This is a genomic window from Streptomyces sp. NPDC054813 (genome assembly GCF_053611365.1).
The window spans coordinates 54,687-67,753 of record NZ_JBSHAF010000028.1; the positions used below are offsets into that span (position 1 = coordinate 54,687).

A 13,067-nucleotide genomic window follows, 5' to 3' on the forward strand; every position below is an offset into this window, starting at 1 on the left:
CGGGTCGGCCGAAGAGGCGGCCGGCTCGCGCCAGCAGCCCTTGCGGTCGGTTCTTGGATGCCGGCATCGCGGCCTCCTTGGGGTGTCACGCCGGCCGTGAACCGTGCCCCGAGGGGGATGGATCACAGCGCCAACTTCGTCACGAGAAGTTGAATGATGAACTAGTACGGAGGAAAGGAAACCCTGCGCGGGAGAGCGTTGTCGATGTTCCAGGCCACAGACATCGGCCGCGGCGACGGTGACTGCGAACAGTGGTTGCCCCGGCCCAGCAGGCGAACACCAAGGCAGATTCATCCGCGATCAACCTGGGGCAGGCAAGTCTCCTCGGCATCACCACGGTGGCCGGCCTGCCGGCCGCGCGCCGCTTTCGGTACTGGCACCAGCGCCGCCTGCGTGAGTGCGACCAGGAGGGGACGGAGGTGCCTGCCCTCAGCACACTGGTGGACAAGGCCGCACAAGCAGCCCAGGTGGCCACTTGACCCCGGGTCCCGAGGCCCGGTTCACCCGTCGCCCTCCGCCCCGGCAGCCCCGTTCTACCGGAACCGTCACCATTGGCGTCCGAGACGGCGCCGAGGTCCTGCTCGACGAGCCGGACATGCCCGGAGGCTGCTCCTGGCTCGGCCGCCGGCCTTGGAACAGGCCGTGCCGGCGGCGGCGGTGGGCGGGCCGGCCGGCCCGTACGGCGACTGCTCCGCGTTGCCGTCGATGTGCGACCCCGTTCTGGTCAGGCGCTGACCGGCTCGGACCGGCTTGCGTTGGTACGACCGCGCCGCTCCTCGAACGAGGCGAAGACCGCCGAGGTGCCGTAGACGATGCTGAACAGCCCGAAGACAGTGGCGCTGACCAGCGGTTGCGTGATGGTCACGGCCGGGGTGTGATCGGGCCCCGCCTCGACGGGCGACGCTTCACGGAGACCCGATCACGACCATTCCGGTTGACCAGGCGATGAGTTTCGATGCGAAGAGGGGTCTTCTTGGGCGGACGCGCTTGACGCGGCGTAGCAGTAGGGCGCCCGCCGCCGAGCCCCGGGACCCTGCACCTGCACTTGACCAAGCCTGTTGACGAGTATGGAGACCCCCGCGTGGACGACATCGTGGTTCAGAAGATCGTTCGGCCCGAGCGCGTGGTGTCGGGCCCGTGGCTGGAGGTGATCGCTTCGAACCTCGACTACCACCGTGCGACCTTCCTGTGGAAGTGTGAGGGCCTGTCGGAGGCCCAGCTGCGGCAACGGCCCGTGCAGTCATCAGCGTTGACCCTGCTGGGGCTCATGCGCCATCTGCAGGGGGTCGAGCGGGCCTGGTTCCAGCGGACGCTGGCGGCCACAACCCCTCAGTTCTTCCCCTATCAGACCTACGTCACAGTTGCCGGTGACGAGTGGTACGACGAGTCGGACCCTACGCCGGCCGAAGACGTCTACGAGGACTATCTGAAGGCGTGCGAGGAGTCGCGGCAGGTGTTCGCACGGGTGACCGACGCCCCTGCACGCCTCGTCCCGAACCCGGAATTCGGCGACACCGATGTCCGGTTCGTCCTCGAGCACGTGATTGAGGAGTACGCCCGCCATGTAGGTCACGCGGACCTCCTCCGCGAAGCCATCGACGGTGCCGTCGGCGAGTAATTCGCCCTCGCGTCACCATGCGTCGAGAGCCGGCATCACGACGAAGTCGGCACAGCCTGCGTCCAGCTGGATGTCGTAGGGGGGGGCGATGGGTCTGTGGCGTAGCCATCACGCATCCGCGGCCAGAGCCAATTACGTGATCGTCCACAGCGGGGGAGTAGGTAGCCGGGTGCGGTCTGCCCAGCGTGCGGGCGGGCGCCGCTCTCACGCTCCGGTTCGCGCCGGTGGGGTTCGACGGTGCCGGTCATTGCTGTGTCGTGGTCGATCACGACGCGGCCGGGCTGCCACCGGGGCGCCTCGGGCGCTGCGCCCTCCCGTGTGCCGCGCACGTTCGGGGGGCCGCTGATGTAGGTGCCGACCTTTGCTGAGTCCAGGATCTTGTGGATCGGCCTGCGCCCGCCGGCCCTCCCTGGGCCGGTGCGAGGACAGCCGCCGGCAGCTGCGGACGGTCGTGGGCCAGGCCCATGTCCTCAGTGTCCTCGGTGGTTTCCGGGATGGCCTCACTGACGGTGGACAGGTCGTCCTGTCCCGGGCGGATCAGCCCCCGGTGTGAGCGGATCGGTTCGTTCTCCGGAGCGGTGCCCCCGGCCGCAACTGGGGAATGCTCAGCGTGGCCGCCCGGCTCAGCTCAACCCGGCACGGGCCAGGCCGGCCTGCCCCGTGCCGGGCTGTCAGGTTCGTCGTCGTGTTCCCTCCCGGGTCATGCTCCCGGTCATGCAGGGCATCAGGACGTCAGCTCTGCGGGCCCGGGTGCGGCACCTTGTCCGTACCGTCAAGTCGTCCTGGCAGCGGGTCATTTCGCATCACCCGACGGCCTCAGGCCGCTGGAACGGGCGTGGGGATTCCCGGCGTGTGGAGTGCTGCCGTGGCGATCAGGGGCGTGGTCTGACGTGTGGTGTTGTCCCGTGTTCCGCCTGTGCCGGGCAGGTAACCGGCGGCAGGGCGTGGGGAGGCGGGGCGCAGACTTGAGTCTCCTGCAGGGGGAGACGGGAAGGTGGGCTCATGGATGGCGGCACCCTCTACTCGATCGGTGAACTGGCCCGGCGCACTGGGCTGGCGGTCAAGACGATCCGGTTCTATTCCGACCGGGGCATCGTGGCACCGGCCGGCCGCACTCCCGCCGGCTACCGGCGCTACGCCCCGGATGCGGTCGCTCGTCTCGCCCTGGTGCGGACACTGCGGGAACTGGGACTGGGCCTCGGCCTGATCCGGCGGGTCGTGGATCAGGAACTCACCCTCAGCGAAGTCGTCGCGGAGCACACCGCCGCACTGGACGTGCAGATCAGCGTTCTGCGTCTGCGACGGGCGGTGCTGGCGGCCGCCGCCAAACGCGAGCCCACCCCCGAGGAGATGGAACGCATGTACCAGTTGGCCACACTGACCGCAGCCGAACGACGGCGCATGATCGACGACTTCCTCGATGACGTCTTCGAAGGCGTCCACGGCGGCACCTGGGCCGCAGCACGGCGCTCCATGACACCCGAACTCCCGGACAACCCCACGGACGAGCAGGTCAGGGCATGGGTGGAGCTGGCCGAGCTGTCCCTGGACCCGGACTTCCGCGCCCATGTGCGGCGCCTCGTCGAAGACCACGCGGGCGACCGGCCCGGGACTGCCCCCGGACGGCCGCGCCCGGATGCGGTCGCCATCGTCCGTGATCTCGCTGCACCGGCCGTGGCGTGCGGCATCAGGGCGGATTCGGCCCAGGCCGATCCGGTGGTCGCGGAGCTCACCGCTCGCTGCGCGCTCGCCCACGGCCGCGCCCATGACGCCGGGCTGCACACATGGCTCCTGCACCGCCTGGAAGCGGCGAGCGATCCCCGCTGGGACGATTACTTCCACCTGCTCGCGCTGATCAACGGCTGGCCGGCACCTGAACGCCTCGCCCCGCTGATCGACTGGTCCGTCACGGCTTTGCGGGTACGGGCAGCCCGCTGAGGCAACGGCCCCACCGCCCCCCTGTACAGCCCGACTTGCGCGGCGGACCGCTGCGGGCTCGTACTCTCGATCGGGAAACAGGATCTCTGCGCCATCGGAGGCGGACACCGCATGGGCAAGACCACCGTACGACTGGAGGCGGACGCCACCCCGGCAGCCCCCGCTCTCGTGCTGCGCCCCTGGAGCCAGGCAGACGCTGTTGACCTGGTCGGGCTGTACCGCGACGAGACCTTGCGCCGCTGGACGAGCTCAGCTGTGAACGACGAGGCGAGCGCGGCACAGTGGATTCAGGACCAGCAACAGGCATGGGAGACGGGCCGGCGCTTCGGATTTGCCGTCGTGGAATCCCAGGCCGCCGGCGCCCAGGGACGGCTGGCAGGTCACGTGGTCCTCAAGAACGTCACCCCGCGCGCGCCCACCGCCGAGGTCGGCTACTGGACCGCGGCGCATGCACGCGGCCGGGGAGTGGCCCCCCGGGCACTGCAGGCGCTGACGGACTGGGCCTTCACCGCTTTCCCCGGTGACGGGCTGACCCGTCTTGAACTCCTGCATCAGGAGGACAACACGGCGTCGTGCCGTGTCGCCCAGAAGAGCCGGTACGAGCTGACCGCGCTGCTGCCCGCGGCACCGCCCGCCTACCCCCTCGCCGGCCACGTGCACGTACGGTCGCGTGACCTCTGAACCAGCCGTGGCAGCCCTTCGCGCTGCTGTCGACGGCTCTCGCACGGGCAGCCGGTCGCTCCAGGAACTGGTAGGGAAGCCTTGAACTCGGAGATGGCGCTGTTCGTCGGCGACCAGGACAGGCCGCCCTGCATGCGGGCTGATGGCCGTACGCCGGAATGTCGGCCCGATATCGGCCTCCGCATCCGTTACCGCGCCTAACCATATAAGTCTCCTTGACAGGTTAGATGGAGTGTGCTCGACTGAAGACATAACCAGTGAAGGCTGACGGAGAGGTTAGATTCATGATTCCCGCAGTCCATCACCGCACCGCCACCGTCCACGGCCTCGACGTCTTCTACCGGGAGGCCGGCGATCCGCGGGCGCCCGTCATGGTCCTCCTCCACGGCTTTCCGACCAGCTCGCACATGTTCCGCAACCTGATTCCGGCGCTCGCCGACCGCTAGGACGAACGCATCCTCGGGCACGCCGCCGACGCCTACCACCGCATCGACATCCGCACGACCTCGCGCACGCTGGAGGTCCGCGCCGGCGGCACCGTGATCGCCCGCTCCGAACACCCCGTCGTGCTCTACGAGTCCCGGTTCGCCCCGCGCTGGTACGTCCCCCGCGCGGACATCGACGAGACCTGGCTCCAGCCCGTCGAAGGCCAGACCTTCTGCCCCTACAAGGGCCTGTGCGACTACTACGACATCGGCGACGCGCACCGCGCCGCCTGGACGTACTGCGACGCCTACCGCGAGGTGGACCGGATCGGCGATCTGGTGTCCTTCGAGGCGGACAAGGTCGAGGTCGATCTGGACGGCGAACGCCTGCGTCCCGAACCCGGGCAGAGTGTCGTCGCGCACGGCGCCGACCGCGGCCTGGACGCCGACGAGGTCAAAGCCCGCTGACATCACACCGGCAATCGACGAACGAGGAGTTCTCGTGTCGACGAACCTGAAGGACAAGACCGTGCTCGTGGTGGGCCGCGGCAGCGGAATCGCCCGAGCGGTGAGCGACGCAGCCCTGGTGGAGGGCGCCCGGGTGATCGCGGCCGGCCGCGACCGGGCGGCACTGCAGGAGAGTTACGGGGACACCGAGGTCACGGTCGCCACCGTCGACCTGACCGACGAGGGGTCGATCAAGGCCCTGGCGGCGGAGGCGGGCGCCGTGGACCACGTGGTCTCGACCGCCTCCGACCACCATCAAGACGATCCACGCGGTCACCAGCCTCTCTCCCGAGCAGGCCACCCGCAACGGATCGCCGAACTGATCTGTGGACACTGGCCTGTTGAGGCCCTGCACCACGTGAGAGACGTGACCTTCGCCGAGGACGCTTTCCGCGTCCGCGGCACCGCACGCAGCGCGACGGCAACCCTCCGCGACCTTGCCACCGGCCTCATCCGCCAGGCCGGCCGGACGAACATCGCCGCCGCGACCGGCCACTACCGGTCAGGAACCGACCACGCACACCGACTACTCGATCCTGAAGCCTGAGAACACATCAACCCTGCTGGTGCGACCTCTGCCGTCCACCTGCCGGTCCCGGTGGGCGTAGACGCAGAACGGCCGTTCGCACGAGTGGCTACTGCCGCTCCCACTGTTCCTTGGTGATCTCGTACCGCACGCCCCCATGCTCGGAGCCCTCGACCATCTCCATGTCGGGGGGAGTGGGGATGGTGTCCGCGAGCGTCATTTCGAGCTTCTCCATGACGTTGCGCGAACCCCGGTTCACAGTCATAGTCTCACCCCAGACCACACGCACGCCGAGCCCTGTGAACGCCTTGCCCAGCAAAGCCCGCGAGCCTTCGGTGGCATAACCCTTACCCCAAGCCGCCTGCCGCAGCCGGTAGCCGAGTTCGACCTCGTCCAGCGGGCCCTGCGGCTCGGGACGCAGGCAGAACCAGCCGATGAACGCGCCGCCGTCCTTCTCGTACGCGGCGAACAGTCCAAGATCGCCGCCCCACCTCTCGTAGCCGGCGATGATGTTGGGCAGGTGGCGCTCGCGGACAATCTCCGGGGCGGTCGGACTGCCCCCGGTCAGATAGCGCATCACCGCGGCGTCGCTGTCCAACTCGATCAGCAGGTCCGCGTCGTCGGCAGTGAAGCGGCGCAGGGTCAGTCGCTCGGTCTTCAGGTAGGCGTCCACAGAGTTGATCATGCCTAAGGTGGCGCGGGCAGTTCAACGGCTTTACTCGGATACTGTCGGCGAACCTCGAGAGGCTGCCGTCCATGAAATGAGCCGCGCACAGCACCAGCAGGGCCGGCATGCCGGGTGGCGGGGAGACCTCCGCAACGGCCCCGGTTCCGTCGGCGCCCGTGGCAATCTCGTCGGTCTGCTTCATTGCTCTGCCTTCCTTATGTGACGGGGCGGCGGCCAGGGGCCCCCACCGCGGCGGACTCCGTATCCGTGGGCGTGAGAAACGAGGACGCTGGCGCGCCTTCTCACGAGGGCTTCTCCGTCCGGTCCTCGCGGTAGAGCACGAGGTGTTCGTGGTGGAGCACGCCGTCCCTGATGTCGCCCGTGGCGGTGAAGCCGGTGTCGTCGACGTAGTCGAGGTGGTCGCCGGTCACCGTGTACCGGCCGGTGTACGCGCTGCGCCGGTCTCCCCGGGCCTCGTCGTAGCGCCCGTCCGGCAACAGCTCCTGGCGGATCTGACCGTCCGCGGTCATCCACATGCCGACCACGTCAGCATGCCCGGAATCACGGCCGCTCCGCGCATCGCCTGTCATCACATTGCCTTCCTCGGTGGGTGCGGGTGTCTTGCCCGACAGTCTGCGCAGGTCATCGCGGGTGTACCAGGGTGCTCTCTGCCTGGGTGCGGCACACCCAGGCAGAGAGCGGAGCCACTGCCTAGCCTGGAGGCCATGGACGACAACCATCTCGGGGAATTCCTCCGCGCGCGCCGTGCCCACCTGCGGCCACAGGACGTCAACATGGCGAGTCACGGCGTACGCAGGGTCGCCGGACTGCGCCGCGAGGAGGTCGCCGTCCTGGCCGGCGTGAACGCCGACTACTACACCCGGCTGGAGCAGGGCCGCGAGCGCCATCCCTCGCCACAGGTGCTGGACGCGCTCAGCCGTGCCCTCCTGCTGGACAGGGACGCCCGCGGCCACCTGCGCCGCCTGGCCGGAGTGTCACCGGACGGCCAAGGCTCCTTCCGCACCACCGAGCACGTCGGTCCCGCGCTGCGTCAGCTGATGGACGGCTACCCGCACACCCCGGCGTTCGTGATGAGCCGCACCCTCGACCTCCTGGCCGCCAACGCCCTGGCCGACGCGCTCTACGCCCCCTTCACCCCCGCGGACAACCTGGCCCGCATGACCTTCCTCGACCCAGCCGGACGGGAGTTCTACCAAGACTGGGACCGGGCCGCCCAGGCCGCCGTCGCCAACCTGCGCCAGGCGAGCGGCTTCGACCCCGAGCACCCACGTCTGCGAGACCTGGTGGGCACACTGACCGAACACAGTGCCGCATTCCGGCGGCTGTGGGCGCAGCACACCGTGCGCGGAAAGACCCAGGACGCCAAGCAACTTCTCCACCCGGATGTCGGCCCTCTCGCCCTCACCTACCAGTCTTTCGACGTCCGGGACGCCCCGGGCCAGCAACTCGTCATCTATCACGCCGAACCGGGCAGCCCCTCCGCGCAGGCCCTGGCCCTTCTCGGCTCCCTGTACGCCGACGGCAGGCGGAACCCGTCCCGTTCCGCCGGACAGTGAGACCCGTGGCGCGCCCCCGAACAGGAGGATCCGTGCTCGCGGGTGTCTTCGGGCCGGATCAGCCGCTCGGCCGCCCCGCAGCTCAGGCTGATGCGAAACCAGATGTCAGGCAGGCCAACAACTGGCCGGGCGCGTCTTCCTGGAGGAGGTGGCCGGCGTCATCGATCCAGTGCAGTTCGGCGTGCGGAACGCGTTCGTGCAGCCACTCGGCGTACTCCGGAGGGAGAATGCGGTCCTCACGGCCCCAGAGGATCCGCACTGGAATCGACACACCGCCCAGCAGGTGCTCGTACGCGGCCGTGTCCGCCTGCCTGATCTGGCTGTATTGACGGTAGAACGCCGACTGCCCTGCCTCCCCCCGCCACGGTGCGAGGAACGTGTCGAGGATTCCCGGCCGGAAGCCGGCGTGCGTGGCGTGCCGCAGATGGCTTGCGACCAGCGCTTCGTGGGCGTAGGCCGGAAGCTTGCGGAAGACTTCCTCGTGCTCCAGGAAGAGCCGGAACAGTCCCCGCTCCCACTCGCCGCCGCTCACCGCGTCGAAGAGGGTTAGGTCCCGGTAGTTCCTCTCCTCCAGCAGCAGGGTCCGCAGGGCTACCGCCCCGCCGATGTCGTGAGCCACGACGCTGGGGCGGGACAGTCCCCAGTGGTCGAGGAGCTGAGCGAAGTTCCTTGAGTGAGCCGCGAGGCTCAGGTCTTGGCCCTCGTGCTGCTCGGACTGGCCGAAGCCGAGATGGTCGAAGAAGTAGACCGTGCGGGTACGGGCGAGCGCGGGAGCGATGTCGCGCCACAGGAAGGAGGAGTACGGCGTGCCGTGCACCAGTACGAGTGGGTCTCCGCTGCCCAAGGCCCCCCACCGCACCACCCCTCCGGGTGTCTCGAATCCCTCGTCCAGCGTCCAGTCCACCACTTCTCTCCTCTCCTGCCTCGTGAGCACCACCTTCCACGCGGAGCGTTCTTCGATGCCTCAACAGAAAGAACCTGCCGCACTCCCTGAGCCTCGGGCTCGGCAGCTTCATCTTTTGTCTGGTCTTGTCTGGTCGGGTGGGTGGCGCCCCTCCGCCGGAGTCATCGTGGGGGAGCGGTGACGCTCAATTGACGCTCCGGACGTTCAGCAGACCGCCGAAGGGTCCCAGAAAGCTCACCTGACCTGCGCATTCTCGAGGCGTCTACCGATGCGACATTCTTCCGATGACGCATCATGTGGAGTGTGTCGCGATCCTTGAACCGGCCGGAAAGGCCGTCTGACCTGCAGGTTCGAGTGGTGTGCGGTACGCGAAGCGGCATGGGATGGAGCCGGAGGCAAAGCGCATCGAGAAGGTGCCCTATGGCCGGCGCGGACTGGAGTTCTTCCTACCGAAGGGCCCGCATCCCAATGCGCGGAGCCAGCGGCCGAAGGCGGGCGGGCCGGCGGTCCGGGTTCCCGCGCGGCTGGCGTCCCTTCATACGGTTGTAGCTGTGCTCAAGGACGACGCGAGGCAGCTGGTGATGCCGCCTGCGCTGCGCCGCAGGTCGCTAACGGACCGCCAGCCAGTGGAACTGGTGTCCTTCCTGGCGCAGACAGCTCGCTGCATCAAGATCGTCAACACCGGCGATGTCGCGACCAACTGGTGGTCGATCGCGGACTTCACCGTGTACGACTGATCCCGGATTCTCATGGCCGGAGTGACACGCCTCGCCGAAGGTGTCCTCCGGCCATAAGCCGGTCTCCGTGACGCGGAAGCGCTACTTCTGGACCGGTTGAAGCGGCTGCGGAGTCGGGCTGCCCGTGCCCGTCCGGTCGGCGAAGGCCAGGTCCGTCACCGCCAGGGGGGCCTGGGCGGAGAGGTGGGGGCGGGGCAGGGCGATGGGCGGGTCGGCGCCCAGGCGTTCACAGGTCAGCGCGGAGACGAGGACCGCGTCGTCCACAACGATCGTCAGCACCTCCGGGTCGGCCGCGGCCAAGGCCCCCGGCGTGTCCAGCCCGTGGCGCAGTAGCGCGCCGAGCAGCCCGGCGGTGAAAGCGTCGCCTGCGCCGACGGTGTCCACCACGGCGACTTTGCGGCCGGCGCGGCTGAAAGCTCCCGCGCTGCCCGGGAACACGTGGGCTCCGTCGGGGCCGTCGGTGATGACGACGAGCAGTGCGCCGAGGTCCAGCCAGTGGGCGGCGATCTTCTCGATCTGCATGCCCGGGTAGAGCCACTCGACGTCCTCACGGCTGGCCTTGACCAGGTGGGCGAGGCCGACGCTGCGCTCGACCGCCTGCCTTCCGTGTTCCGGATCGCCCAGCAGGAGGGGGCGGATGTTGGGGTCGTAGCTGATCAGGGTTGTGCCGGCGGTGCGCAGTCGTTGGACGGCGGAGTGGATGTGGCCGTCGGCCGGCGGGGTCCAAGAGGCGACCGAGCCGAAGTGGAGCACGGCGGTGTCCGGCGGGACGAGAGCGGTCTCCGCCTCGGTCCACTGCCAGTCGGCGGTGCCGTCGAGGTAGAAGTCGTAACTCGCCCGCCCCTCCGCGTCCATGGAGACCACGGCGAGCGTGGTGGGTTCGGCGGCCGACGGGGCGTACGCCAGGTCGATGCCCTCCGCGGCGGCGTGGGTGCTCAGCATGCGGCCGAAGGAGTTGTCGGCCAGCCGGGCCATGAGCGCGGTGCGGTGGCCGAGGCGGGCCAGGCCGACGGCGACGTTGAAGGGGCTGCCGCCGGGCCGGGCGCGGTAGTCGCCGGGGGTGTCGAGCTGGACCAGGTCGATGAGTGCTTCGCCGATCACGGTCACGGCCGGGGGCTGCCCGAGGGCACGTATCGCTTCAGTCATGGCGCGGTCCTTCGGGGGCTATCTCGCCGGAGCCCCGCTCGATGAGCCGGGTCGGCACGGTGACGGTGTGGGTGGGGGAGTCGTCGCCGTCCAGTCTGCGGAAGAGTTTCTTGGCGGCTGTCCTGCCCAGTTGCTCGACGTCCTGGGCGATGACGGAGATCCCCGGGTCGAGGATGTCGGCCAGCGGAAAGTCGTCGAAGCCCACCTGGGCGACGCTGTCCTGCAGGCCGAGGGCACGCAGCGCGCGCAGGACCCCTATGGTCACGAAGTTCTGGCTGGTGAACAGCGCCGTCGGCGGGTCCGGCAGCGCGAGGAGCTGTTCGGTGGCGGCGACCGCGGCCAGTTCACTGGACCCGACATGGCAGACGATCCCGTCGTCGTACTCGATGTGCGCGACTTCCAGGGCGTGCCGGTAGCCGTCGAAGCGCTGGGCGGCGGTCGGGATGGACGCCTGGTCGCCGAGGTAGGCGATCCGGCGGTGACCGGCCTTGAGCAGGTGGTTGACGGCAGTGACGGCACCCTGCCGGTTGTCGGAGACGACGGCGTCCGCGTCCAGCAGGCCGGCCTCGCGGTCGACGAAGACCAGGCGGGTGCCGGAGCGCTGCTCGCTGATCAGGTAGCTCTGGTCACGTCCCGCGGGCACGATCACCAGCCCGTCGACCCGGCGGTCGATGAGCGCCTGGGCCAACTCCCGTTCCCGGGCGGGGTCCTCGTCCAGGCTGCCGACCAGCACCAGCACACCGCGGGCCCGGGCCACGTTCTCGACGGTGCGGGTCAGGGCGGCGGAGAAGGGGTTCGCGGCGTCCTCGACGAGCATTCCGATGGTGGCGGTACGGCCGTCGCCGCGGCGCAGGCTGCTGGCCGTGAGGTTGGGACGGTAACCCAGCTGGTCCGCGGCCTCGCGGACCCTGGCGACGATCGCCGGGTCGACGGAGGGGACCCCGTTGAACACGCGCGAGACCGTCTTGATGGCCACTCCGGCCAGCGCCGCGACCTCACGCATGGTGGGGCGGCTGCGGGTGGGCCGGGGCGCCGGCTCGCCCTGAGTCATCGTTGTCTCCAACCGATCGCACGTTACCTACTCGTTGCCCGCGCATGTCTATCAGCGTCTTGACGGCCTCGTCCATACGGGCCCAGTATCTCGCCCAGTCAACGTTGTCTCAACGTCGACCAAGGGACGGCTCCGAAAGGGATCACGCCATGAACATCTCCATCAGCCAGATGTCGAGCCGCCGCAGTCGGCGTACCCGGGCGGCGGCGATCGGCGTCACGGTGTGCCTCGGCGCCACGCTCGCGGCCTGCGGTTCTTCCGGTTCGAGTTCTTCTTCGTCTGCCTCGGGCAGCGGCGGGAAGGTGGGCGTCGCGCTGATCCTGAAGACGCTCACCAACCCGTACTTCGTGAGCATGGAGAAGGACGCCAAGGCCCAGGCCGCCAAGGACAACGTGGGTCTCACGGTGGCTGCGGGCAACAGCGACGGCGACACCCAGACCCAGATCACCGCCATCGACAACGCCATATCGCGTGGCGACAAGGGCATCCTCATCACCACCAACGGTGACGCCGTGAATGCCGCCCTCGGCCGCGCCAAGCAGGCCGGCCTCTTCGTGATCGCCCTGGACACCGCGCCGAACCCGGCCAGCACCGCGGATATCACCTACGCCACGGACAACGAGCAGGCGGGCAAGCTCATCGGCCAGTACGCCGCCGCCGCCCTGAACGGCAAGCCGGCGGTCATCGCCATGCTCGACCTGTTCAACAACCAGGTCGTCTCCGTCGACATCAACCGCGACCACGGCTTCCTGGAGGGCATGGGCATCGACCCGGGGAGCAAGACCGAGAACGGCAAGGAAGCCAAGTCCGGCAAGTACAGCGGCGGCAAGGGCGGCACGTACAAGGTCGTCTGTCACCAGCCCACCCAGGGCGCCATCGACGGCGGCCGCACCGCGATGGAGAACTGCCTGTCGGCCAACCCGGACATCAATGTGGTCTACGCCATCAACGAGCCCGCGGGCGAGGGCGCGTACAACGCGCTGAAGGCGGCCGGCAAGGAGAAGCAGGCCGCGATCTACGCGATCGACGGCAGCTGCTCCGGCCTGAAGAACGTCACCAGCGGCGAGTTCGCCGCCGACGCGGTGCAGTACCCGGGCAAGATGGCGGCCCTCGGTGTCACCTCGATCGCCAAGCTGGCCCGCGGCGGCAGCAAGCCCAGCGTGACCAACGGCAAGTCCTTCTACGACACCGGTACCGCCCTCGTCGCCGCCAAGGCCCTGGACGGCCTGACCGTGCAGTCCCCGACGCAGGCCGCCTCCGCCTGCTGGGGCAGCTGACACCGAGCCGGGT

15 protein-coding genes and 1 pseudogene are annotated in these 13,067 nt (G+C 69.1%); 10 read left to right on the plus strand and 6 right to left on the minus strand.

The window, feature by feature from the left end; genetic code table 11:
* The first annotated feature begins 251 nt into the window (after positions 1–251).
* Entirely contained in the window at positions 252–479 is a 228-nt protein-coding gene (locus ACWGJB_RS40610; RefSeq protein ID WP_453385043.1) for a hypothetical protein, read from the plus strand.
* A 245-nt stretch (positions 480–724) separates the two neighbouring features.
* On the opposite strand, the gene ACWGJB_RS40615 is transcribed toward ACWGJB_RS40610, so the two are convergent.
* A complete protein-coding gene (locus tag ACWGJB_RS40615) occupies positions 725–865 on the minus strand; it encodes a hypothetical protein (RefSeq protein ID WP_453385044.1) in 141 nt (46 codons plus the stop codon).
* Between the two features lie 216 nt (positions 866–1,081).
* Between ACWGJB_RS40615 and ACWGJB_RS40620 the strand changes: the two genes are divergently transcribed.
* The 6 genes and pseudogenes from ACWGJB_RS40620 to ACWGJB_RS40645 all read left to right on the plus strand — a co-directional run bounded on the left by ACWGJB_RS40620 (position 1,082) and on the right by ACWGJB_RS40645 (position 5,716).
* On the plus strand, positions 1,082–1,618 hold the full coding sequence (locus ACWGJB_RS40620; RefSeq protein ID WP_453385045.1) for a DinB family protein: 537 nt from the start codon (positions 1,082–1,084) through the stop codon (positions 1,616–1,618).
* A 1,002-nt stretch (positions 1,619–2,620) separates the two neighbouring features.
* The gene (locus tag ACWGJB_RS40625; RefSeq protein ID WP_453385046.1) at positions 2,621–3,556 is read left to right on the plus strand and encodes a MerR family transcriptional regulator; all 936 of its coding nucleotides are present in this window, start codon (positions 2,621–2,623) and stop codon (positions 3,554–3,556) included.
* Between the two features lie 111 nt (positions 3,557–3,667).
* Positions 3,668–4,237: a GNAT family N-acetyltransferase gene (locus ACWGJB_RS40630; protein ID WP_453385047.1), complete on the plus strand. Its 570-nt coding sequence runs from the start codon at positions 3,668–3,670 to the stop codon at positions 4,235–4,237.
* A gap of 284 nt (positions 4,238–4,521) precedes the next feature.
* Positions 4,522–4,680, plus strand: a pseudogene (locus tag ACWGJB_RS40635) (alpha/beta hydrolase); the annotation flags it as partial.
* Positions 4,681–4,752: 72 nt separating this feature from the next.
* Positions 4,753–5,130: a DUF427 domain-containing protein gene (locus ACWGJB_RS40640; protein ID WP_453385122.1), complete on the plus strand. Its 378-nt coding sequence runs from the start codon at positions 4,753–4,755 to the stop codon at positions 5,128–5,130.
* A gap of 34 nt (positions 5,131–5,164) precedes the next feature.
* Positions 5,165–5,716, plus strand: coding sequence for an SDR family NAD(P)-dependent oxidoreductase (locus ACWGJB_RS40645; protein ID WP_453385048.1), 552 nt, complete (start codon positions 5,165–5,167; stop codon positions 5,714–5,716).
* Positions 5,717–5,804: 88 nt separating this feature from the next.
* On the opposite strand, the gene ACWGJB_RS40650 is transcribed toward ACWGJB_RS40645, so the two are convergent.
* Together ACWGJB_RS40650 and ACWGJB_RS40655 are read right to left on the minus strand one after the other, a co-directional pair.
* A complete protein-coding gene (locus tag ACWGJB_RS40650) occupies positions 5,805–6,368 on the minus strand; it encodes a GNAT family N-acetyltransferase (RefSeq protein ID WP_453385049.1) in 564 nt (187 codons plus the stop codon).
* Positions 6,369–6,664: 296 nt separating this feature from the next.
* Positions 6,665–6,952, minus strand: a complete 288-nt coding sequence (locus ACWGJB_RS40655; RefSeq protein WP_405784677.1) for an Atu4866 domain-containing protein — start codon at positions 6,950–6,952, stop codon at positions 6,665–6,667.
* A 135-nt stretch (positions 6,953–7,087) separates the two neighbouring features.
* Between ACWGJB_RS40655 and ACWGJB_RS40660 the strand changes: the two genes are divergently transcribed.
* Positions 7,088–7,939, plus strand: a complete 852-nt coding sequence (locus ACWGJB_RS40660; RefSeq protein ID WP_453385050.1) for a helix-turn-helix transcriptional regulator — start codon at positions 7,088–7,090, stop codon at positions 7,937–7,939.
* An 82-nt stretch (positions 7,940–8,021) separates the two neighbouring features.
* Here ACWGJB_RS40660 and ACWGJB_RS40665 read toward each other — a convergent pair whose 3' ends face one another.
* Positions 8,022–8,843, minus strand: coding sequence for an alpha/beta fold hydrolase (locus ACWGJB_RS40665; protein WP_453385051.1), 822 nt, complete (start codon positions 8,841–8,843; stop codon positions 8,022–8,024).
* Positions 8,844–9,202: 359 nt separating this feature from the next.
* Here ACWGJB_RS40665 and ACWGJB_RS40670 point away from each other — a divergent pair, with 359 nt between their 5' ends.
* Positions 9,203–9,580, plus strand: coding sequence for a hypothetical protein (locus tag ACWGJB_RS40670; RefSeq protein ID WP_453385052.1), 378 nt, complete (start codon positions 9,203–9,205; stop codon positions 9,578–9,580).
* 81 nt (positions 9,581–9,661) lie between these two features.
* Here ACWGJB_RS40670 and ACWGJB_RS40675 read toward each other — a convergent pair whose 3' ends face one another.
* Positions 9,662–10,726 carry a carbohydrate kinase family protein gene (locus tag ACWGJB_RS40675; protein WP_453385053.1) on the minus strand — a complete coding sequence of 355 codons (1,065 nt, stop codon included), beginning with the start codon at positions 10,724–10,726 and terminating at the stop codon, positions 9,662–9,664.
* Complete coding sequence (locus ACWGJB_RS40680) at positions 10,719–11,777, minus strand: LacI family DNA-binding transcriptional regulator (protein ID WP_453385054.1); 1,059 nt, start codon at positions 11,775–11,777, stop codon at positions 10,719–10,721. The genes ACWGJB_RS40675 and ACWGJB_RS40680 overlap by 8 nt, the downstream gene beginning before the upstream one ends.
* 149 nt (positions 11,778–11,926) lie before the next feature.
* Between ACWGJB_RS40680 and ACWGJB_RS40685 the strand changes: the two genes are divergently transcribed.
* A complete protein-coding gene (locus ACWGJB_RS40685) occupies positions 11,927–13,054 on the plus strand; it encodes a substrate-binding domain-containing protein (RefSeq protein ID WP_453385055.1) in 1,128 nt (375 codons plus the stop codon).
* The last annotated feature ends 13 nt before the right edge of the window (positions 13,055–13,067 follow it).